The sequence below is a fragment of the Paenibacillus sp. FSL H8-0048 genome (genome assembly GCF_038002825.1).
In the GTDB taxonomy this organism is placed as follows: Bacteria; Bacillota; Bacilli; order Paenibacillales; family Paenibacillaceae; genus Paenibacillus_AQ.
Window position 1 is genome coordinate 4,872,883 of record NZ_JBBODF010000001.1, and the last position, 20,203, is coordinate 4,893,085.

Below are 20,203 nucleotides of genomic sequence, written 5' to 3' on the forward strand. Positions count from 1 at the left end.
AGCGGATAGTCTCTTCTTTTGCACATTAAGGGTTGTGATCAGCGGCTACATGAAGTCGAAATAGTAGCGGATGACATGGAAGAATACCGGTGCGGTATAGGCGAGACTGTCTACGCGGCTCAGGTAGCTTTTTTGCAGCGCTGCGAATTTGTCGTCATCTCCGATCAGCAGATCCCGCTTGAGTACAGAGACGGTCAGACTGCCGAAGAAGCCGCTGAGGCTGATCAGCATGCCGGAGAGATAGCCGAAGGCCGGATTCAGCGGTGTAAGATGAGAATAGCTCAGGTACGAGATTGCTGTAGTCACCACGAACGCGCAGGCGAAGCCTTCCCAGGTCAGATGGGGATTCGCGGTCGGGACGATCCGGTGCTTGCCGATGTAGAGCGAGGCCAGATAATGCACGGCATCATTGAGCTGGGTCAGCACCACCAGGAAGAGAACCAGCCCTGCACCGTATTCCGGCGTGGCGAACTGGAAATAGGCCAGATGGCTAAGTCCGAAGACCATCAGCATCAGTCCCCACTGCACCGCGCTGACACCGCGCAGGAAGCCGAGCGTTCCCTTGTTAATCAGCCGGGGAAGCGGCAGCAGCAGGAACACATAGACAGGAATGAAAATAATGAACATCCCGTACCACTCAATGTAGATCCAGTAGAACTGCAGCGGAATGGACAGGTATGCCCAGAGGAACAGCCTGCGGTCTGCTTTTCGGGTGCGGATCATGGAGAAGTATTCCTTAAGGGCGAAGAAGCTCAGGACCATCAGGGACAGCAGGGACACGACCGAATTGGACAGGGTAGCCAGGCAGAAAATGAACAGCATGCCCCACCAGGTTCGGATGCGGAAGCCGATTCCGGTATAATCCTTGTCCTTCTGTAATTTGCTCACCACAAGATACAGCACATGGATCACCGATAGAGCTGCAAAGATCAGAACTAGTGTGAATATAGAACGGTTCATTACAATCACCAACTTGTCTCGGGTATCATTTCAATATAGGAATTTTATGCTAAAATAGACAGAGCGTCCAGCTTATTATGAAGTAAAACAACTGACTTGATAAGGGGAAATATTGTAAATGTCAGCAGATCCATCGGTGTACATCATGCTCACCAATACGGGAACGCTGTTCACGAAGCTCATTCAGGGTTATACCAAAGCGCCGTATAATCATGCCTCCATCTCGTTTAACAGGGAGCTGTCCGAGCTATATAGCTTCGGAAGGAAGCATCCGGCCAATCCGCTGAACGGCGGGTTCGTGAAGGAGGATATCCGCACAGGCACCTACAGCAAATACCCGGAGACGACTTGTGTCATCTACGAGCTTCAGGTTACGGACCGGGAGATTGAGAAAATGAAGCGGGTGCTCCAGGTCTTCATCCGCAGCCGCCAGAAGTATCTTTACAATATCCTCGGCGTCATCGGCATTGCACTGAAGGAGCCGGTGGAGTTCAGCAACTCGTATTTCTGTTCGCAGTTCGTTGCCGAGATTCTGGAGCGCTCGGGCATTAAGCTGTGGAATAAGCTGCCTGCGCTTGTTACCCCGGATGACTTCCGGCAGAGCGACCGGCTGCATCTGGTCTATTACGGCAAGCTGAGCGATTATCAGCCTTCCGGCAGATAGACAGCAGTTAGAGAAGTCTCGTTCCCGGTAGGGGAGGGGGACTTTGTTGTTGTATAGGTGTAACCGAATAGCAATTGGCTGGTACAGCGACATACGGACCGAATGTATGTGAAAAACAGCATACATTGTGCTCACAAGCAGGCACACGTACCGAATGTATGCGAAAAACAGCATACATTATGCTCACAAGCAGGCACACGTACCGAATGTATGTGAAAAACAGTATACAGTCCTTCACACGCAGGGTGACTTTGTTTATACAAGAAGCTTACCTGGCTTATTCCGCCGGGAGTGTGATATTTCAGTGAAAAGGAGAGTGAAGCAATGGTTCACGCAAAGGATGTGCTTGCCAATCAATTGCTGGCCGGGGCCAACGATCCCAGCTGGCATCTGCCCTATATGCAGGCTGTAGAGAACGTGTCCGAGGAGGAAGCGTTCTGGAAGCCTGGTGAAGGAGTCAGCAGCATTGCTGAGCTTAGCCAGCATTTGCTGTACTGGAATGAAGCCTGGCAGACACGGTACCGCGATGGGCATGTGGATGCTGTGCCTCCGGTTAAGGATAATAACCTCAGCTTCCGGCTTCCGCCAGATACTGTGTTCAGTGAGCTGCGCGGAAGGCTGCTGCAGACGCTCTTGAACTGGCAGAGCCTGCTGTCTGAGGAAGGGCTGGAAGGGAAGGTGAACGGGTTCCCGGTACCGGCTGCATGGTGGGAGATCATCAGTAATGCGGCAACTCATAATGCCTATCATATCGGCCAAATGGTGTTGATCCGCAAGCTGTACATCCCGGCCGGGCCACAGGCATAAGCCCGTTCAGGGCAGTTACTGGGCTGTGCAGGGGAACCGCTATGAGGCATGGCTCAAGCAGACTGGACGGGATTCTCTTGCCGGTCTCTTTGTCATACATATAATGCGGGCTGCAGCCTGGATCTGCTTGTGCAGAATAGCTTAATCTGTAATGAACTGGAGCATGTGATATTCTTGAAATATAAGGATTTATATGTTGCATACGATAACTTATCCTTCTATTTCTCGCTGAAACGGTGCCGTCCCTAAAAGGATGGCAAAGTCGTTTCCGCTTGGCATAGGGTCTACTGAAGGGAAAAGAGAGGGATTCATATCATGATTGAGAACATCATCAGAGGTCTGGAAGCAAGGTATGCCTGCCGGCTGGAACGGCTGACAGGGGGGTATACGAATCTCACCTATCTGATGGCAGGGGCGGAGCCGCCCCTTGTAGCCAAAATAACAAATATGTCCAACGAAGATACGCTCAATGAGGTTGAGGTCATGCGGCTGGTACAGGGAAGCTGTGATACCCCGGTGGTGCATGAGGTGGCAGAGATGGACGGAATGCGCATCATCATTATGGACTGCATGCAGGGCAGGAACGCCCAATCCGTTCTGGATGCCAGGGACTGGTCAAGAGCCGAGCGGATCTACAGCAGAATGGGGCAACTGCTGGCTGCCCAGATTCATTCCCGCCCTTATCAGCCGCAAGAGACAGAGATCCGGCTCAGCAACAGGTCTGCACTGAGTCAAGTGATTCAGAAGCTGGAATTCGTCCCCGCCGCTCTTGGCAGGCAGTCGCTTCACTTTCTGTCCGCTGCGGAGGCCGGGGAGCTTCCTTGGGTCCTGACCCATGGCGATTACGGAGTACATAATTTGCTCTGTGAACCCGATGATCTGCTGCATGTGCTGGACTGGGAATGGGCGGAATGGGGTAGCCCGCTGAACGATGTAGCCTGGGTCTGCTGGTTCACGAAGCACCATTATCCCGTGCAATCCATGCTGCTTAATACGGCCTTCCTGCAGGGCTATCTGTCTGTTAACCCGCTGTCCTTCACGCCGCAACAGATGAAGGCGGCGAGTCTGTACAGGGTATGGAATATCCTGCACCGCCTGCAGATAGCCCCGAAGGAAGTGCAGCGTGAATGGGTCAGACGTCTCGAATGGACACTGGATGAGGACTTCACAGAGCTGCAGGGAATCAACTGAAGAAGAGGCTTTTGGCGGATGCCAGTAATCTATAGCCTGGAACGCCTGAGTTGTCCGGGCTGATCAGTCCTCCGGCACCACGACCTGAATGTGGCGCGGAATGGTGCTTAAGCGGATTGGCAGCGGCGGACCTTGCTCGCCGTCCACATTCGTCTGAACCGGCTCGGTGGAGCGGATGGAGACCTCCTTGGCTGTGAAGTAGATGACATCCTTATGATTGCGCAGATTGCCGAGCAGCAGAGAGATGCTTACGGTAACGGAATTCAGCAGGTGCAGGTCCTTAACGATGAAGCAATGGAGCAGGCCGTCATCTACAGCGGCAGCAGGAGCAAGCTTCTCGAAGCCGCCTACGGAATTGGTCAGGGCCGCGATGAACAGCGGGGAGGAGCCCTCCCAGGTCTCCCCGTCGTGAGTAATCGTCAGGGTGTGTGCAGTCTTGTTGGCCAGTTCCTTAATGCCCTCTCTTAGATAGGCAAGGAACCCGAGCCGGTTCTTGTCTTCGGAGCTGACCGAGGAGAGGGAGCCTGCCAGCGAGCCTGCGGCCACCACATTGACGAACAGCCGCTCATTCAGCCGGCCCATATCGACTCTTCGGGTCCGTGGCGAAGCCAGATTGCGAATTGCCTCCTCAGGAACAAGCGGAATCTGCAGCGCACGGGCGAAATCATTGACGGTGCCCATTGGCACAATGCCAAGTGTGGGGCGGTGCTGCTGATCTGTGAGGCCGTTCATCGTCTCGTGAAGGGTCCCGTCTCCTCCGATGGCAACCACCAGATCATAGCACTCGGCGCAGGCCTGGAGGCAGAAGGCGGTTGCATCTCCTTCCCCTGCGGTCTCCTGGACGGTAACCTGATATCCTGCATCTTGCAGCACCTCTTCCGCTGCTCTGATATAATCCCGCGCCTCTGCCTTGCCGGACGACGGGTTCATGATGACCATGGCCTGCTGCATACTGCACTCCTCTCTCTTGTAACCGGATTAATATCCATTAACCAACTAAGTATAGCGTTTGAATCAAAAGCGCCAAAGGGCGCATTTCCCTTTGGCGCTGGGCCGGTGCATAGCTGCCGCTGCCTGCTGCGGCTATCTTCCTTCGATCCGCCGTCCATAAGATTCGGCGTAGGCTGCGCTGCGGAACCTCAGAATCGGGTCATCCGAGAGCAGCATCCCGGTGGTGATGACCGTTGGGTCCATAAGCAGATATTTCGGATCAGGATAGATCTCGGAAATATGCAGCCGGCCAAGATCGATTCTCCGGCGGTTCTCCGGCCAGGCCCGGGTCGGATCATCTGTCGCATCGCCTTCCTCGCCCAGAACAGCGACAAGCTGGAAGATGGCCGGTTCGTCCTTCAGGCGCAGCTCCAGCTCCTCCTCCAGATAGCGGTCCGGCTGCTGCGCAGCCTCTTCCAGCGTCAGTGTGCGCACACCCGACTCGGGAACCCACTCGAACCGGACTGGCTGCTGCCTGCCCTCTGCATTGACCAGCACATAAGCATGTATGCAGTAGTAATGACATTCCGCGTAGCTGGCAGGCGGCATCAGCCGCCGCACCGCGAGCAGGGCCTCCTTGCTCTCGCTGAAGTGGCTGACAATCTCCTTCATCAGCTCAATCGGTCCGAGTGTCCCGGTCCGCAGCCGGTGGGCCATATGTACAATGTCGATGAAGGACTCCGGGGTCCGCGCAAAAAAGACAGGCACGGTCACTCCAACCAGATTCGTAACCTCGCCATCCGGCAGGATGAACTGGACAGCCATTCCCTTGGCAGGAGAGAGCAGATCCGCCAGTGCCGGATCGGTGGAGCTGCCCGAGAAGCGGATAATGGCATTCACCTGCTGCTCCTGAAGGTGTTCCGCCTCCGTGAATTCCATCCCCAGCCCGCTCGGCCGGAAGAAGCCGCGGCAGCAGACACCCGACGCATGGGCGCGGCGATATCCGGGATGGACACCGGACAGGTTCTCGATCGCGTCTACTGCCTCAGCGGCCAGCCCTTCAGCCCCAGCTTGCTCCCCTGCCGGCAGTTGTCTGTCCAGTTCAGCTTCATTTTTGCCCTCATTCACGCTCATACCCCTCCCGCATATCCAATGAAATGGAATAATCTACATCCTAATTCTTACCACACCGGCCATTCATCTAAACTGCTTCTCGTAAACATCCACTTCGTTATTGTGGTTATCGGTCGCTCTTCTGACCGGGGCGAATCCGTTCCTGGTCCAGAAGGCCTCCCCAGCCTTATTCTCCAGCTGAACGGCTAGTCTGACGGCGCTGAGGCCATGATTCCTGAACATTTGCTCCAGCTCATGTACGGCGGTTTTCCCGATCCCCTGCCGGCTGTATTGCCGGTGAATCACCAGCAGGCCGATCCACGGATAATGATCCGCGCTATAGTCAGGCAGGTAGGTAATCAGACCGGCAATCCGGTCATGGCTTCTGATGTATAGCATTTTCTCTCCCATGGCGAGGTTGTTGCGGTTCTCCTCCTCCAGCTCCAGAGGTTCCAGATACGTCTTATGCACGACCATCTGGTTGAATTCAGGCTGAGAGTTCAGGATGGAGGCCTGAATATCCAGACTCTCCGGCACTAACGGGTCCGGTACGGGTTCTAACCAAATCATATATTCACCTGCTTATAATTAATTATATATCTAATTAGATAGTAATATAATTACATGATCTTATCAACTACCATGCGCAGGAATATGCTAAAATAAAGCAGACTTATCCCAATACAACGTGCATGAAGCAGAAATGGAGATTATTAATCAATGAATGAATTACCGAATTGCCCGAAGTGTGGCTCTGTGTATACCTATGAGGATGGAGCGCTTCTGGTCTGCCCGGAGTGTGCACATGAGTGGTCTTTGGATGCAGCGGGCGCAAGCGGCGAGGATGAGAAGGTAGTGAAGGATGCGAATGGCAATGTCCTGGCTGACGGGGACACCGTAACGGTGGTCAAGGATCTTAAGGTCAAAGGCAGCTCGTCCGTGCTCAAGATCGGCACCAAGGTGAAGAATATCCGGCTGGTGGACGGTGACCATGATATCGATTGCAAAATCGACGGGTTCGGCGCGATGAAGCTGAAATCGGAGTTTGTGCGCAAGGCATAGCATGAAGCAGGATCGGAAGAGATGGAAAGAAGGCACTTATTTCTGGCGGAATGGAGTCATATGAAGAAGCAGTTGGAGAAAGTACACCTAATTCACCGAATCTTATGGAATCGGCTGTGTTTGGTCAGATTAAGTGCCTTTTTTCCAACTGTTACTCCTGAACCGAGCATTTGCTTAGCAGCAAGTGTAGAAAATCCAATTGTTACAGGGGACCGCTGAATTTCCGCTTGCTCTCCCCGCTATAGAATCCGCCGTGCGGTAACAAACCGCTGCTTCCACTTGCTGCTGAAATCCTCCATATGTACACCCTGCTCCTTGGAGTAGGTATGCAGTATCCGGTTATTGCCGGCGTAGATGGCTACATGTCCGATATCGAGGCCCCTGGCCGTGAAGAACAGCAGATCTCCGGTGCGCAGCTCGTCCAGGCTAACCTTCCGGCCTTCCTGTGCCTGATCGTAAGAGACGCGGGGAAGCTCAATCCCCAGCGTATCCCCAAATACACGCTTCACAAAAGAAGAACAGTCGAACGTATTCGTCTGGTCAGGAGAAGCGCCGAATTCATAAGGGGTATTCAGGTATTTCTTACCTGAGGCGATCAGGGCTTCCCCTTGCTTCTGCAGCAGGGAAGGGCTTCTGTAATCCGTAAATTTCGGCTTGGATGAGATATATCCTCTCCTATGATCTGCGGTCTGCACCTCCAGCCAGAGGGCGTCAACCTCACGGATGACATGGACCTTGCTGCCGGCGGGCAGCAGGCCCAGGCTAGAGGCGCTGCTCCCGGCATCCGGGGTGCTGCGCAGGTTGACTCCCCAGGTGACCGAGGTCTCATAGGCGGACGCCGAGGAGATAAGGACGGAGCCCGAAGCCGGCTCCCAGCTCACCTGGCTGCCCAGGGCTTCACTGACGAAGCGCAGGGGAATCATACTGTAGCCTTGCGTCAGTTGTCCCGGTACAGCCAGTTGGGTTGTCTTCCCGTTCAGCAGAGCTGTGGACGAGCCTAAGGTATAGGTAAGTGCAGTGCCGCTTTTGACGGCGGTTACGGTCTTGCTTGCATTGTTCCAGGAGAGCTCAGCTCCCTGGGCTTCAAACAGTCCGCGCATAGGAACCAGTACAGTCCCGCCGATATTTAGCGGCCGTGTCTCCGGCTGAAGCTGCTGCCCGTCCAGGTAAATGGAGATGGGCTGGGGTGAGGGTGCTGCATCTGCATGGGCATTACCGCCCGCCGTAGCGGTCAGGGCCAGTCCTAGCAGAGACAGCAGCATAGTTGTTCTGGTTGTCATGGATTCATCACCTTATGGATAGATTTAACTCTCTCCAGTTAGACGCGATTGGTGTGAATTGGTTTTGTGCCAATTGTTGGCAACGTTTCGCAGACAAGGCTGTAAGAACTGAGCTTGACATCCGCTAGGATGGAGATTACAATCTAACCAGTTAGTTATAAATAAGAATAGGGGGTAACAACCATAACCACAACTGGGAATAAACGCAGCGCCAAAATCTACGATGCCGCCCGGACCCGGGGCGTTATCCTGGATGCAGCCGAGGAGATCTTTGCCGAGTACGGCTTCTCAGCGGCACGGATTGATGCCATTGCGAAGGCTTCCGGGTATAACAAAAGCCTGATCTACCAATATTATGGCGACAAATTAGGGTTGTACACGGAAGTGGTCAAGCGGGCGGACCAGGTTAGTGAACAGATCACCGGCTCGTTCATCAGCGAATTGCTGAAGGATGAGCAGCAACTCAAGGACCCGTCCGCATTCAAAAATTTCGTGGATTACTGGACCCGTCAGACGGTCTCCTTCCTGCTGGAGCACCGGACTTACCTGAGAATCCTGTTCTGGGAGGCTGCGGAAGGCTGGAAGACCTTGAATCAGATCAGCTACCGTCTTGACGATGATCCTCAGATGTATAAGGTTGCATTGGCCGCCCAGAGGAACGGAATCCTCCGCCGGGATCTGGACCCCGCGCTCTTTCCGATGCTGGCCATGAACATGATTGCTATGACACTGCAGTCGTCTTCAAGGTTCGAGCACGTGTTCGGCAATCTGGATTCCCCGCAGAATAGAGAGCAGGCCACCAGTCAGATCGTGCAATTTATTATCCATGGCGTCATGGAGCCGTCTTTATTGTAAGGGCGGTTTTTTTTAAGACAAATATAAACAACTAGTTAGTTTTAAAAGTAGAGATAGAGGAGGAGCAGAGATGGAGAAGACACCAAAGGGAACCAATTTAATCATGGCTATTCTAATTATCGGGACAATGGCAGGGCTATTGAATCAATCCTCGCTGAATACGGCACTGCCGAACATTATGGGTGAGTTCCAGTTGTCTGCGAGTACCGTGCAGTGGTTAACGACTGCTTTTGCACTGGTTACCGGTATTGTTGTTCCGATCACAGCTTATCTTATTCAGCGCTTCACGACGAAGCAGGTATTCGTCTTTGCGATGGGGATGCTGAGCGCGGGGACGCTTCTGTGTGCGGTTTCCCCCGGCTTCGGTCTGTTGCTTACGGGACGGATCATCCAGGCGGTCGGAGTGGGCATTATGCTCCCTCTGGTGCAGACCCTGACGTTCATTCTGATCCCGGTTGCCCGGCGCGGGTTCACGATGGGGCTGATCGGGCTGGCGATTAACTTCGCTCCGGCGATTGGGCCTGTGCTGAACGGCTGGCTTGTGGAGGATCATTCCTGGCGCTTGTTGTTCTATATTCTGGCTCCTTGCTCGCTGCTGCTTACGCTCCTGGGAGTGTTTCTGGTGAAGAACGTGACGCCACAGGTGAAAAGTAAGGCCGACGCGCTCTCCATGACGTTATCCTCGCTCGGCTTCGGCGGTGTGCTGTACGGATTCAGTGTCTCCGGCAGTCAAGGATGGGGAAGCACCGAGGTGCTAATTTCCCTCTCGTTCGGGTTCATCGCGCTCTGCCTGTTCGTGTGGCGGCAACTGAAGATGGAGAATCCTCTGCTGGAGCTGCGGGTGTTCACCAGCCCCTCTTTTACCCTGGCTACGGTAATCAGTATGATCCTGATGATTATCATGCTGAGCGCGCAGCTCCTGCTGCCGCTGTATATGCAGACCATGCTTGGCTATACTGCGCTGAAGTCAGGTCTGATGCTGCTGCCGGGTGCGATTCTGATTTGTATCATGTCCCCGATAGCGGGAAGAATATTCGATAAAATAGGTGCCAGAACGATGGTCATTACCGGAATCAGCCTGACGGTCATCTCTGCACTGTTGTTCTCCAATCTGACGGAGCACACGTCCTATATGTTCCTGATGGTCGGCTACTCTCTGCGGATGGCTGGCGTCAGCCTGACCCTGCTGCCCGTCATCACCAGCGGAATGAATTCTCTGCCGCCTGACCTGATCCGCCACGGCATCCCCGTTAACACTACACTGCGTACTGTCGCCGGTTCCATTGGGACGGCCCTGCTTGTTACTATAATGACCTACAGCGGCGGCGGTCTGAAGCAGACAGGCGATGTCCATAGCTTAATTCACGGAATGAATGTGGCTTCTATGGTCACCACAGGCGCCGCGGTGGCTGCGCTGATCCTGTCCTTGTTCATCAAGCGGAAGGAGGCTCCTGCGCCTGCCGAGGTTGCGGCGAAGGGCGTTGCTGTGAAATAACCGCTCATAGAATGCAGGGCAGCCCTTACCCTCAGCTCAAATAAAATACCTTCTGCTGCAAGAGATCGAGCGCCCGCTCGGTCTCTTTGCGTTCCTCAGCGCTCAGCGCCGCAATGCGCTGCTCGAACCGGACAGCGATCTGTCCGAAGGCCTCATTCATGAGCGCCTCGCCTGCGGCGGAGAGCGTAATTCCCTGTCTGCGGCGGTCAGCGGGGTCAGTGATGCGGGTACATAGCCCTTTTTCGCTAAGCTTCTTCAGCTCCCGGCTCGTATTGGGCATCGACATGTTCATGCAGTCGCTGATCTCGCTGAGCGTAACAGGCTGGCTGACGGCGATGTATTCCACAATCTTATATTGCAGCGGCGTTAAGCCGTCTGAGTTCACGTCCTTGGAGATATCGTTCGTTATTTGATGGACGGCGGCAGTGAAGGCTATAAATTTCTGAAAAAGATGGTTGTTGTCCATAAGATCACCTCAGAGGTCACGATACCAGATTAATTATCAAAAAACAATTATCATTTGACAAGTAATTTACGGCTGTGCTATGTTTTGGTTATCAAATGACAACTAAAGGGGAATGCCACTGATGAATACACTTGTGATCTACACCCATCCGAACCATAAGAGCCTGAGCTACGCCTTCCTGGAGGAAGTGCTGCGCGGCAGCAAGGAGAATGCCAAGATTACGGAGGTCAAGGTGCTTGATCTGTATGCGGCCGGATTCGATCCGGTCCTGGTGTTCAATGAGAACCGGCGTCGACGGGATATGTACCGTGAACCGGAGCTGGCAGAGTACAGGGAGCAGCTGCTGTGGGCCGATCAGATCGTTCTGGTCTATCCGATCTGGTGGGGACGCCCGCCAGCGATGCTGATGGGCTACATCGACCGGATGTTCGCATCGGGCTTCGCCTACCGGGATAAGGGCGGCCTGCTGCCGGAGGGGCTGCTCAAGGGGAAAAGCGTGGTCTGCATTTCCAGCATGAAGGGGCCGACCCACTACCCGCTGCTGTGGCTGGGGAACTCGCATAAGATACTGATGCGCAAAGCCCTGTTCAACTACGTGGGCATCCGTAAGGTGAAGTTCTTCGAGTTCGGTAATATGGAGAGCAAGAAAGGGAAGCATAGCAAGAAGCTGGAGCAGATCTACCGCTATTTCAAGACGGTTGGGTGAATCTTGCACAATCTATTTGACATCCGACCTACTTGTAACTACAATGGTTACATGAGTGATGATTACCGATGTCAACGAGAGCTTAGAGCTGAGATTGAAATACAAGAACCTAATTGGAGGAATTAAGATGACAATCGCATTAACAGGAGCAACAGGTAAGTTTGGTTCCATTGTAGCAGAGACTCTGCTGAAGACCGTACCCGCTGAGAATATTGTAGCCAGTGTCAGAAACCCGGAGAATGCAGAAGCCCTGAAGGCGCGCGGCGTCGATGTCCGTCATGGTGATTTCGATCAGCCGGAGACGCTGGATACCGCTTTTGCCGGAGTGGAGCGCCTGCTGATCGTCTCGGCTGACGGCGACAACGACACCCGCATCCGCCAGCATAAGGCGGCTGTAGACGCCGCTGTCCGTGCAGGTGTAGGCTTCATCGTCTACACCAGTGTAGGCGATGCCGAGAACAGCTCCCTGTTCCTGGCCCCGGTACACCGTGCCACAGAAGAGTTCATCCGCGAATCCGGCATTCCCTATGCCTTCCTGCGCAATAACTGGTACCTGGAGAATGAAGCCGGCTCCATTCAGGCCGTGAAGGCCGGCGCTCCTTGGCTGACCTCAGCCGAAGACGGCAAGGTAGGCTGGGCTACACGCGGCGATTATGCTGAAGCGGCAGCGGCTGTTCTGGCTGGAGAGAGCCGTGAGAGTGTCATCTACGAATTGTCCGGCACTCCGCTTACCCAGGCAGAGCTGGCAGCAGTGGTCGGCGAGGTTCTGGGCCAGGAGGTTGCCGTGCAGCAGGTGGATGATGCCACCTATGCGAAGGTAATGGGCGAAGCAGGCGTGCCGGAAGCGGCACTGCCGATCGTGGTTGCCATCCAGGCAGCCATCCGTGATGGCGCGCTGAATATCGAGAGCGGCGACCTTGCGAAGCTGCTGAACCGTCCGCTTACCCCGCTGAGTGAAGGGGTAAGCGCGTTGCTGGCGTAACCTGCATTCTGCTGATAGGTTATCTTATTATAAGAGGCTGCCCGTTCCGGTATTTGACACCGGCGGGCGGCTTTTTTGTGTATAGAAATTCTGATTTCTCGACTGTTGGGGGTGGTTTTTATTTTTTTGGCCGGGATGGTGATCCAAACCTGAATTCGCTGCGTTTCAGTGTATGTACAGACAAACAGGCAACGTGAACACCACATATTACCCCAACCTAAGGAGTGAAGTGAGATGAAGATGAAGAAATTAGTCGTCCCGATGTTAAGCTTGACCCTGATGATACCTGCACTGGCAGGTGCGGAGGCAGCCCCGGCAGCCGCGATGATGAAGGCTTCGGTGAATACACCGGCAGCCGAGCTGAGAGCGGGCCTGGATTATCTGCTCTCCGAGCATTTCACCCTTGCCGTAACTGCAATGACGAAGGCCTATGACGGTACCAAGGATGCGGCAGCGGCTTACCAGGCGCTTGATCAGAACGCACTCGATATGCAGCCCGCCATTGCTTCATTGTACGGTGATGCTGGCGCAGCTGAATTTGAACGGATTTTCCGTGCACATAACAAGTATACCGACGATCTGGTGAAGGCGACGAAGAGCAAGGACGCCGCAGCCGTCAAAGCTGCAGAAGATAAAGTAAGCGGATTTGTAGACGAATTCGGGAATTTCCTCGGCACGGCCACAGAGGGCAAGCTTCCGGCCGCGTCCGCGAAGCAGGTTATCCGCAGTCATGAGAACCATGTCCAGGAAGTGTTCGAGGATTATGCAGCCGGTGATTACAAGGGCGCGTATGAAGCTTACCGTAAGGGGTATGCAGAGATGTTTGGCATCAGCAAGGCCTTGTCCAGTGCGATTACCACGCAAATGCCTGCCAAATTCGAGCATACCAAGGCAGATACCAAGGCTGCTGATCTGAGATCGGCACTCAACCAGTTAGCGGGTGAACACTTCGCCTTGTCCGTCCTGCAAATGCAGGAGCAATATGACGGAAGAGCCGCTTCCAATGCGCTGATTGCAGCCGAAGCTATGAATACGGCAGACTTCAAGGCAGCCATTGCATCTATCTATGGTGCAGACGGGGCAGCGGCCTTCGAGAAAATCTGGGTCACGAATCATGTGAATGCCCAGGCTGATTTCACAGCGGCAGTGAAGAACAATGATGCAGCGGCAAAAGCGGCAGTTGAAGCGCGTATTGCCAGCTTCACCACTGAATTCGCAGCCTTCCTTGATTCGGCTACAGCAGGCAACCTGCCGAAGTCAGCGGGGCAATCTGCACTGACCACTCACGAGAATCAGGTACAGCAGGTGCTTACGCAGTATGCAGCGGGCAGCTATGACGCTTCTTACAAGACGAACCGCGAGGGCTACAAGACAATGTTCGGCGTAGGCCAAGCGCTGGGCAATGCGATTGTTACGCAGTTCAACGACAAGTTCCAGGATGCAGCAGCAGCACCCGCACCTGCAACACCAGCAGATCCTGCTTCTATGGTGAAAGTCTGGATGAAGGTAGGCAGCGAGGTCCTGAACATTAACGGACAAGTCACTCAAATGGATACTAAGCCGTTTATCTGGAGCGGAATGACCTACATCCCGCTTCGCTACCTGAGTGAAGGCATCGGCGCAGAGGTGAAATGGGATAAGCAGGCTCAGCAGGTTACGATCAAAGCAGGCAACGACACCCTTGTATTCTGGATGAACAAAGACTTCATGGAACTCAACGGCATGAGACAATCCGTCGGCGCCAAAGTCTTCGTGAACGGCGACAACAGAACCGTAGTTCCTCTTCGTTTCATCACCGAATTGCTGGGCTGGAACGTACAATGGGGCAACACCGATCAGTCCATTACCCTGACTAAGACTATGTAATTTAAGGTGCAGAGGTTAATCCTCTATATTAGGCCAGGGTTAAACCGAGGCCAAAAGTAGATCAAACCCGCAAGCGGCTCACTGTAACAGGTGCCGCTTGCGGGCTTTTGTTGCGCGCGAAATCCATATTCTACATTGACAACCTGTCCAGACACGTATATATTTATCGATAATGATTCTCATTATCGCATAAAAAACCTATTCAGATAAGGAAGGGTCCACACATGTACAGTACCAAGAAATTCTCGTTCAAGACATTATTCATTCCATTAGCGCTAACTCTAGTGCTGGCAGGCTGCTCCTCCAACCAGTCGAATTCTGCTGCTTCACCTTCACCGGCACCGGCAGCAGCTGCAACCAGCGAAGCGGCAAGCACAGAAGCACCGGCGGCGCAGGATGCTGTGACCTATCCGATTACCATCAAGCATGCGCTTGGTGAAGCTGTAATTAAGAGCAAGCCGGAGCGCGTAGTTACCGTGCAATGGGCTAACCATGATGTGGCTCTGGCTCTGGGCGTTGTCCCTGTAGGCTTCTCGGCTGCGAACTTTGGCGTGCAGGATGGCAGCGGGCTGCTGCCTTGGACCGCAGATAAGCTCAAGGAGCTGAATGTAACCGATCCGAATGTGTTCCAGGATACCGATGGTCTTGATTTCGAGGCGATCTCTGATGCTAACCCGGATGTTATTCTGGCCGCTTACTCGGGCCTAACGAAGGAAGACTATGAGACCCTGAGCAAGATCGCTCCAGTGGTGGCTTACCCGACAGCTGCTTGGGCTACGACATGGCGTGAGCAGGTGCTGCTGAACGCAGAAGGCATGGGCATGAAGCCTGAAGGCGAGCAGCTCATCAAGGACACTGAAGCCCTGGTTAAGGACAAGCTGAGCAAATACCCGCAGATTGCCGGCAAAAAAGTAGTCTGGGTCAATTTCTCCGCTGAGGACTTATCGAAACTGCATATTTATACACCTGTGGACTCCCGGGTCGCATTCCTGTATGAGCTGGGCATGACGTATCCCGAGAGCATTACCAAACAGATTACAGACCCTACCAGCTACTCGCTCAGCCTGAGCTCCGAGAATGTGGAAGCCCTGTATGATGCAGATCTGATCGTAGGTTATGGCAATGACGAATTGCTGAAGACGCTCCAGGCAGATTCACTAATCGGTAAAATCCCGGCCATTGAACGGGGATCGGTAGCTTTTATCGACAGTGATACTCCGCTGGTTGCTGCCGGAACACCGAACCCGCTGTCCATTGCGTATACGATTGATGAATACCTTGCCTTAATTGGGGGAGCTATTGATAAAGTAAAATGATGAGTTCACCGGTCTCGGACGACAACAAGCTAAAATTGCATATGCCGAAGAATTTCATCCTGGTGCTGGTGAGCTGCATGGTCCTGCTGGTCCTGTGCATCATTGCCTCACTGGTACTGGGAGCCCGTCATGTAGGCTGGAATGAGCTGATGGACGGGCTATTCCGTCCAGAGGTGGACAGCTATGGGGCAAACGTGGTGCGCAAGCGGATCTCCCGGACGGTGTTCAGCCTGATGTGCGGCGGGGCGCTCGGTGTATCGGGAGCCTTGATGCAGTCGGTGACCCGTAACCCGATTGCCGATCCCAGCATCCTCGGGGTGAATACAGGGGCCTCTTTGTTCGTGGTCTGCGGAATTGCCTTCCTGAACATAAGCACTGCGGGCCAATATATATGGTTAGCCTTAGCCGGAGCTGCAATTACAGCGGTATTCGTATTCGGAATCGGCTCGATGGGGCGTGGCGGAGCCACGCCCATTAAGCTCGTTCTGGCGGGTGCTGCGATCAGCGCGGCTCTGTCCTCTCTGGTTACCGCCATCATGATTCCGCGCGCTTACGTCATGGACCAGTTCCGGTTCTGGCAGGTGGGCAGCGTGGGTGCGGGGACCTGGAGCGGGATTACAACCTTCCTTCCGTTCCTGCTGATCGGCATGCTGATTGCCTTCCTTACAGCTCCGGCCCTGAATGCGCTGGCCCTGGGCGATGATGTGGCGACCGGCCTCGGGGTCCGCACAGGAACACTGCGGCTTATCGCCGCACTGGCCGGAGTATTATTATGCGGAGCAGTGACAGCATTGGCCGGACCTATCGGGTTTATCGGCCTCTTGTCCACTCACGTGATCCGCCTGATCCTCGGCTCGGATCTGCGGTTCGTGATTCCGATGTCAGCGGTCACCGGGGCTATTATCCTTACGGTCTCCGATGTAGGCGGGCGGCTGATTGGCAGCCCCGGAGAGCTTGAGGTCGGTGTGGTTACAGCCTTTGTAGGGGCACCAATCCTGATTCTATTAGCGATGAAATCGAAAGTGCGGTCCTTATGAGAAATGAAACGATTGAATTCATTATGGCGGGCAGACGCCGGAGACACCGCAGGGGTCTGATCGTTACCAGCCTGCTTGCCGTACTTGCCTGTGTACTGTGCTGCGCGATGCTTCTGCTCGGGAATACCATCTATCCGGTTGCCGAGGTCTTCCGCGCACTCTCCGGCGAAGAGCTGAAGGGTGTTTCCTTCGCCGTGAATATTATCCGGCTGCCGCGGATGCTGGCGGGCCTGTTTGCCGGATTCGCCTTCGGCATGGCCGGGTACACCTTCCAGACGATGCTGCGCAATCCGCTGGCGAACCCGAATGTCATTGGCATTACCTCCGGATCAAGTGCGGCGGCGGTATACTGCATCGTGATCCTGCAAGCCAGTGGAGCTGTAGTCTCTGTTGCTTCGGTAATCGCAGGCCTTGCTACCGTGCTGCTGATCTACGTGCTCTCCAGGGGAAGAACCTTCTCCATCGGGCGGTTAATTCTGATTGGGATCGGCCTTCAGGCGATGCTGGACGCCGTGATCTCCTATCTGCTGCTGATCGGCTCCGAGAAGGACATCCCTTCAGCAGTCCGCTGGCTGACCGGCAGTCTCAACGGCTCACAGCTGCGCGAGCTTCCGCCGCTGATAATCATCGTGCTGATCTGTTCGCCAATCATTATCCTGCTGGGCAAGCATCTGAGTATTCTGGAGCTGGGGGAGCAGTCGGCTACCTCGCTTGGAGTCCGCACAGACCGGACCCGAATTGCACTGATTGTCAGCTCTGTCTGCATGGTGGCGATGGCTACGGCTACTACCGGACCGATTGCGTTTGTCTCTTTCCTGTCAGGGCCGATTGCCAAAAGACTGGTGGGTACAGGTGCCTCCAGCATCATCCCCGCAGGTCTGGTCGGCGTGAATCTGGTCCTGGCGTCCGATCTGATTGGACAATTTGCTTTTGAGTACAGATTCCCTGTAGGCATCATTACCGGATTACTCGGAGCGCCTTATCTGATCTTCCTGTTAATCCGCATGAATCGAAAGGGAGAATTATAATGAACAAGGCACATGTGTTTGGAGCTGAGCAGTTGATAGCGGGCTATGAGAATAAGACGATTATTCACGGGATAGACCTGGTGATCCCGGATCATCAGATCAGCGTGATTATCGGCTCCAACGGCTGCGGAAAGTCCACCCTGCTCAAAACCATGGCCAGGCTGATCAAGCATACAGCAGGCCAGGTGACGCTGGACGGCAAGCCGATCTCGCAGATTCCGGCCAAAGCATTGGCCCGGGTCATCGGGCTGCTGCCGCAATCCCCGATTGTCCCGGAAGGGATATCGGTTGCCGATCTGGTGGGGCGCGGCAGGTTCCCGCACCAGTCCTTGCTTGGGGGCTGGTCCCGGAAGGATTACGAGGCCGTGGCCGAAGCGATGGAGATTATGAATATCACCGAATTCGCTAACCGTAATATCGATGAGCTGTCCGGCGGCCAGCAGCAGCGGGTCTGGATTGCGATGGCCCTGGCCCAGCAGACCGATATCCTGTTCCTGGATGAGCCGACGACCTTCCTGGATATCACCTATCAGGTGGAGATCCTGGACCTGCTCACCGATCTGAACCGCAAGCACGGAACCACCATCGTCATGGTGCTGCATGATATCAACCTGTCCGCCCGGTATGCCGACCACATCTTTGCGCTGCATTCCGGCAGGCTGGTTGCCGAGGGCCCGCCAGCAGAGGTCATCACAAGCGGGCGGGTCAAAGAGATCTTCGGACTGGATAGTATGGTCATTCCTGATCCGGTCTCCGGTTCCCCGCTGGTCGTGCCTAGAGGGCGTTATCATAACAGGCAGGAGAATACGCTAGAGTAAGGATTGGGGCATTACATTCCTGGAAACTCTGCATCGCATATGAGACTGTCCGACCGGTCCAACCGGAGGACAGTCTTTTGGCGTACCTGTATGTAAGTTATATTTGTCGTATGGGAGCGGTTCCCGTATCATGTACACTAATTAGGCAACAGATATCCAAATCTGAATTATCGCAGGTGATCCTATCCGAATTTCCATCGAACATATCAGCAGGGAGCAGCAAGAGGAAATCATCATCAGATGCTATGAAGCAACTGAAGAGATCAGTCAGATTGTACATAAGCTTAAGGCAGAGACTCTGGTCCTCCTGGGGGTACAGGAAGAGCGGGTCAGCCGCATCAAGCTCAGTGATGTCTATTACTTCGAAGCCGTGGACGGTAAGGTATTCGTCTACAGCGAGAACCAGGTATATGAAGTAAAGCAGAAGCTGTATGAGCTGGAGGAGCTGTGCCGGGACAAGAACTGTTTTCGCGCCTCCAAATCCACGATTCTGAATATCGCCAAGATCGAGAGCGTGCGTCCGTCCCTCAGCGGCAGGTTCACAGCATTGCTTGATAATGGGGAGCGTGTAGTCATTTCAAGACAGTATGTGCCCGTACTGAAACAAAGACTTGGATTTTATCCCGCCTGTTCTATTCCCGCAGTACCGTGCACCTGAAGTGACCGGGAAATATGAAGTCAGAACGGCTGTCTACACCTATACAGACCCTACCCGGGTGGAGGAGTTTACAGATACGGGGGAGCGCCGGAGGGTGAATGTGAAATTCTGGTATCCGGGTAATGCGGAGGGCAAGTATCCGCTGATCATCTTTTCTCATGGAGCCTTCGGGATCAGGGAGAGCAACGCTTCAACCTTCACGGAGCTGGCCAGCCACGGGTATGTCGTGGTATCCCTCGATCATCCTTACCATTCTTTTTATACACAGGGTGTGGACGGTAAGATCACTATGATTAATGCAGCGTATATGGGGGAGGTCAACGATTCCAATAAGGACGGAGTGTACAACGTAGAAGAGCTATACGGTCTTACGCGTAAATGGATGAAGCTGCGCACCGGAGATATGAATCTGGTAATCGACACGATTCTGGACAAAGCGGCAAGTGACCAGGACCCCGTGTACCAACGGATTGATACGGAGCACATTGGTGTAATCGGCCACTCCATGGGTGGTGCGGCAAGCGTCGCGCTTGGCCGGGAGCGCAGCGATGTGGATGCTGCCGTGAATCTGGATGCCCCGTTCTTCACAGAACTGGTATATGACCGGAAGATCAATGATCTGGCTGCCAAAAATGAGCCCTACCGCATACCGCTGCTGAACATATACACCGACGATGTGTGGAGACAGCTCGGGAAGAACTCGGCTTACGCAGCGAATAACAAAGCGAATCCGAACTTCAAGGGCGCGTATACCGTTCATTTTCAGGGAGCCAAGCACTTGAGCCTGACCGATCTGCCGCTGTTCTCCCCCATCCTTGCGAATATGCTGCAGCGCGGGCAGGCGGATATCAATAAGTATTACTGTATTGAGACCATGAACAGGCTGATTCTTGAATTCTACGACTATACGTTAAAAGGCACCGGGCCGTTTGCGCCGCAGGCGGTGTATTAAGGGGGCAAAACTGACTG

Annotated in this window: 21 protein-coding genes; 15 read left to right on the top strand and 6 right to left on the bottom strand. The window is 54.1% G+C overall.

All coding sequences use genetic code 11. The features are described from left to right. Positions 1 to 45: 45 nt before the first annotated feature. Positions 46 to 960 carry a phosphatidate cytidylyltransferase gene (locus NSU18_RS20950; protein WP_341015866.1) on the bottom strand — a complete coding sequence of 305 codons (915 nt, stop codon included), beginning with the start codon at positions 958 to 960 and terminating at the stop codon, positions 46 to 48. Positions 961 to 1,078: 118 nt separating this feature from the next. Here NSU18_RS20950 and NSU18_RS20955 point away from each other — a divergent pair, with 118 nt between their 5' ends. The 3 genes from NSU18_RS20955 (at position 1,079) to NSU18_RS20965 (ending at position 3,622) form a co-directional block, all read left to right on the top strand. Further along, positions 1,079 to 1,624 carry a hypothetical protein gene (locus NSU18_RS20955; RefSeq protein WP_341015867.1) on the top strand — a complete coding sequence of 182 codons (546 nt, stop codon included), beginning with the start codon at positions 1,079 to 1,081 and terminating at the stop codon, positions 1,622 to 1,624. 324 nt (positions 1,625 to 1,948) lie between these two features. Further along, positions 1,949 to 2,431, top strand: a complete 483-nt coding sequence (locus NSU18_RS20960) for a DinB family protein (protein WP_341149956.1) — start codon at positions 1,949 to 1,951, stop codon at positions 2,429 to 2,431. A 315-nt stretch (positions 2,432 to 2,746) separates the two neighbouring features. Beyond that, positions 2,747 to 3,622, top strand: coding sequence for a phosphotransferase family protein (locus NSU18_RS20965; RefSeq protein WP_341149957.1), 876 nt, complete (start codon positions 2,747 to 2,749; stop codon positions 3,620 to 3,622). A gap of 63 nt (positions 3,623 to 3,685) precedes the next feature. On the opposite strand, the gene NSU18_RS20970 is transcribed toward NSU18_RS20965, so the two are convergent. The 3 genes from NSU18_RS20970 to NSU18_RS20980 form a co-directional block, all read right to left on the bottom strand. After that, entirely contained in the window at positions 3,686 to 4,573 is an 888-nt protein-coding gene (locus NSU18_RS20970) for a diacylglycerol/lipid kinase family protein (protein WP_341149958.1), read from the bottom strand. Positions 4,574 to 4,705: 132 nt separating this feature from the next. After that, positions 4,706 to 5,680: a catalase family peroxidase gene (locus tag NSU18_RS20975; RefSeq protein WP_341149959.1), complete on the bottom strand. Its 975-nt coding sequence runs from the start codon at positions 5,678 to 5,680 to the stop codon at positions 4,706 to 4,708. 69 nt (positions 5,681 to 5,749) lie between these two features. Beyond that, positions 5,750 to 6,235 (bottom strand): GNAT family N-acetyltransferase, encoded by a 486-nt coding sequence (locus NSU18_RS20980; RefSeq protein WP_341015876.1) that lies wholly within the window; start codon positions 6,233 to 6,235, stop codon positions 5,750 to 5,752. Between the two features lie 150 nt (positions 6,236 to 6,385). Between NSU18_RS20980 and NSU18_RS20985 the strand changes: the two genes are divergently transcribed. Then, positions 6,386 to 6,727 carry a zinc ribbon domain-containing protein YjdM gene (locus NSU18_RS20985; RefSeq protein ID WP_341015877.1) on the top strand — a complete coding sequence of 114 codons (342 nt, stop codon included), beginning with the start codon at positions 6,386 to 6,388 and terminating at the stop codon, positions 6,725 to 6,727. Positions 6,728 to 6,966: 239 nt separating this feature from the next. Here NSU18_RS20985 and NSU18_RS20990 read toward each other — a convergent pair whose 3' ends face one another. Further along, positions 6,967 to 8,007 (bottom strand): C40 family peptidase, encoded by a 1,041-nt coding sequence (locus NSU18_RS20990; RefSeq protein WP_341149960.1) that lies wholly within the window; start codon positions 8,005 to 8,007, stop codon positions 6,967 to 6,969. 249 nt (positions 8,008 to 8,256) lie between these two features. On the opposite strand from NSU18_RS20990, the gene NSU18_RS20995 reads away from it, so the two are divergent. Together NSU18_RS20995 and NSU18_RS21000 are read left to right on the top strand one after the other, a co-directional pair. Then, on the top strand, positions 8,257 to 8,862 hold the full coding sequence (locus NSU18_RS20995) for a TetR/AcrR family transcriptional regulator (RefSeq protein ID WP_341018532.1): 606 nt from the start codon (positions 8,257 to 8,259) through the stop codon (positions 8,860 to 8,862). A 70-nt stretch (positions 8,863 to 8,932) separates the two neighbouring features. After that, positions 8,933 to 10,357 (top strand): DHA2 family efflux MFS transporter permease subunit, encoded by a 1,425-nt coding sequence (locus NSU18_RS21000; RefSeq protein WP_341149961.1) that lies wholly within the window; start codon positions 8,933 to 8,935, stop codon positions 10,355 to 10,357. 31 nt (positions 10,358 to 10,388) lie between these two features. Here the strand turns inward: NSU18_RS21000 and NSU18_RS21005 are convergent, their stop codons facing one another. Continuing rightward, positions 10,389 to 10,823: a MarR family winged helix-turn-helix transcriptional regulator gene (locus NSU18_RS21005; RefSeq protein ID WP_036722792.1), complete on the bottom strand. Its 435-nt coding sequence runs from the start codon at positions 10,821 to 10,823 to the stop codon at positions 10,389 to 10,391. Between the two features lie 121 nt (positions 10,824 to 10,944). Here NSU18_RS21005 and NSU18_RS21010 point away from each other — a divergent pair, with 121 nt between their 5' ends. From NSU18_RS21010 to NSU18_RS21050, 9 genes are all read left to right on the top strand, one after another. Next, positions 10,945 to 11,529, top strand: coding sequence for an NAD(P)H-dependent oxidoreductase (locus NSU18_RS21010; protein WP_341015880.1), 585 nt, complete (start codon positions 10,945 to 10,947; stop codon positions 11,527 to 11,529). Positions 11,530 to 11,656: 127 nt separating this feature from the next. Further along, positions 11,657 to 12,511 carry an SDR family oxidoreductase gene (locus NSU18_RS21015; RefSeq protein ID WP_341015881.1) on the top strand — a complete coding sequence of 285 codons (855 nt, stop codon included), beginning with the start codon at positions 11,657 to 11,659 and terminating at the stop codon, positions 12,509 to 12,511. Positions 12,512 to 12,745: 234 nt separating this feature from the next. Further along, complete coding sequence (locus tag NSU18_RS21020; RefSeq protein WP_341149962.1) at positions 12,746 to 14,377, top strand: copper amine oxidase N-terminal domain-containing protein; 1,632 nt, start codon at positions 12,746 to 12,748, stop codon at positions 14,375 to 14,377. A 224-nt stretch (positions 14,378 to 14,601) separates the two neighbouring features. Beyond that, positions 14,602 to 15,693, top strand: a complete 1,092-nt coding sequence (locus tag NSU18_RS21025; protein WP_341149963.1) for an iron-siderophore ABC transporter substrate-binding protein — start codon at positions 14,602 to 14,604, stop codon at positions 15,691 to 15,693. Further along, the gene (locus NSU18_RS21030) at positions 15,690 to 16,730 is read left to right on the top strand and encodes a FecCD family ABC transporter permease (protein ID WP_341015884.1); all 1,041 of its coding nucleotides are present in this window, start codon (positions 15,690 to 15,692) and stop codon (positions 16,728 to 16,730) included. The genes NSU18_RS21025 and NSU18_RS21030 overlap by 4 nt, the downstream gene beginning before the upstream one ends. Next, positions 16,727 to 17,758, top strand: a complete 1,032-nt coding sequence (locus tag NSU18_RS21035; RefSeq protein WP_341149964.1) for a FecCD family ABC transporter permease — start codon at positions 16,727 to 16,729, stop codon at positions 17,756 to 17,758. Before NSU18_RS21030 ends, NSU18_RS21035 begins: the two co-directional genes overlap by 4 nt. Further along, complete coding sequence (locus NSU18_RS21040; protein ID WP_341149965.1) at positions 17,758 to 18,576, top strand: ABC transporter ATP-binding protein; 819 nt, start codon at positions 17,758 to 17,760, stop codon at positions 18,574 to 18,576. Before NSU18_RS21035 ends, NSU18_RS21040 begins: the two co-directional genes overlap by 1 nt. A gap of 370 nt (positions 18,577 to 18,946) precedes the next feature. Continuing rightward, positions 18,947 to 19,234 carry a LytTR family DNA-binding domain-containing protein gene (locus NSU18_RS21045; RefSeq protein WP_341149966.1) on the top strand — a complete coding sequence of 96 codons (288 nt, stop codon included), beginning with the start codon at positions 18,947 to 18,949 and terminating at the stop codon, positions 19,232 to 19,234. Further along, positions 19,188 to 20,186: an alpha/beta hydrolase family protein gene (locus tag NSU18_RS21050; RefSeq protein WP_341149967.1), complete on the top strand. Its 999-nt coding sequence runs from the start codon at positions 19,188 to 19,190 to the stop codon at positions 20,184 to 20,186. Before NSU18_RS21045 ends, NSU18_RS21050 begins: the two co-directional genes overlap by 47 nt. The last annotated feature ends 17 nt before the right edge of the window (positions 20,187 to 20,203 follow it).

Bases quoted from the DNA above. Each gene is read 5' to 3' on its own strand.
- NSU18_RS20950 (WP_341015866.1), bottom strand. From the start codon at position 960: ATGAACCGTTCTATATTCACACTAGTTCTGATCTTTGCAGCTCTATCG.
- NSU18_RS20955 (WP_341015867.1), top strand. From the start codon at position 1,079: ATGTCAGCAGATCCATCGGTGTACATCATGCTCACCAATACGGGAACG.
- NSU18_RS20960 (WP_341149956.1), top strand. From the start codon at position 1,949: ATGGTTCACGCAAAGGATGTGCTTGCCAATCAATTGCTGGCCGGGGCC.
- NSU18_RS20965 (WP_341149957.1), top strand. From the start codon at position 2,747: ATGATTGAGAACATCATCAGAGGTCTGGAAGCAAGGTATGCCTGCCGG.
- NSU18_RS20970 (WP_341149958.1), bottom strand. From the start codon at position 4,573: ATGCAGCAGGCCATGGTCATCATGAACCCGTCGTCCGGCAAGGCAGAG.
- NSU18_RS20980 (WP_341015876.1), bottom strand. From the start codon at position 6,235: ATGATTTGGTTAGAACCCGTACCGGACCCGTTAGTGCCGGAGAGTCTG.
- NSU18_RS20985 (WP_341015877.1), top strand. From the start codon at position 6,386: ATGAATGAATTACCGAATTGCCCGAAGTGTGGCTCTGTGTATACCTAT.
- NSU18_RS20990 (WP_341149960.1), bottom strand. From the start codon at position 8,007: ATGACAACCAGAACAACTATGCTGCTGTCTCTGCTAGGACTGGCCCTG.
- NSU18_RS21000 (WP_341149961.1), top strand. From the start codon at position 8,933: ATGGAGAAGACACCAAAGGGAACCAATTTAATCATGGCTATTCTAATT.
- NSU18_RS21005 (WP_036722792.1), bottom strand. From the start codon at position 10,823: ATGGACAACAACCATCTTTTTCAGAAATTTATAGCCTTCACTGCCGCC.
- NSU18_RS21010 (WP_341015880.1), top strand. From the start codon at position 10,945: ATGAATACACTTGTGATCTACACCCATCCGAACCATAAGAGCCTGAGC.
- NSU18_RS21015 (WP_341015881.1), top strand. From the start codon at position 11,657: ATGACAATCGCATTAACAGGAGCAACAGGTAAGTTTGGTTCCATTGTA.
- NSU18_RS21020 (WP_341149962.1), top strand. From the start codon at position 12,746: ATGAAGATGAAGAAATTAGTCGTCCCGATGTTAAGCTTGACCCTGATG.
- NSU18_RS21025 (WP_341149963.1), top strand. From the start codon at position 14,602: ATGTACAGTACCAAGAAATTCTCGTTCAAGACATTATTCATTCCATTA.
- NSU18_RS21030 (WP_341015884.1), top strand. From the start codon at position 15,690: ATGATGAGTTCACCGGTCTCGGACGACAACAAGCTAAAATTGCATATG.
- NSU18_RS21035 (WP_341149964.1), top strand. From the start codon at position 16,727: ATGAGAAATGAAACGATTGAATTCATTATGGCGGGCAGACGCCGGAGA.
- NSU18_RS21040 (WP_341149965.1), top strand. From the start codon at position 17,758: ATGAACAAGGCACATGTGTTTGGAGCTGAGCAGTTGATAGCGGGCTAT.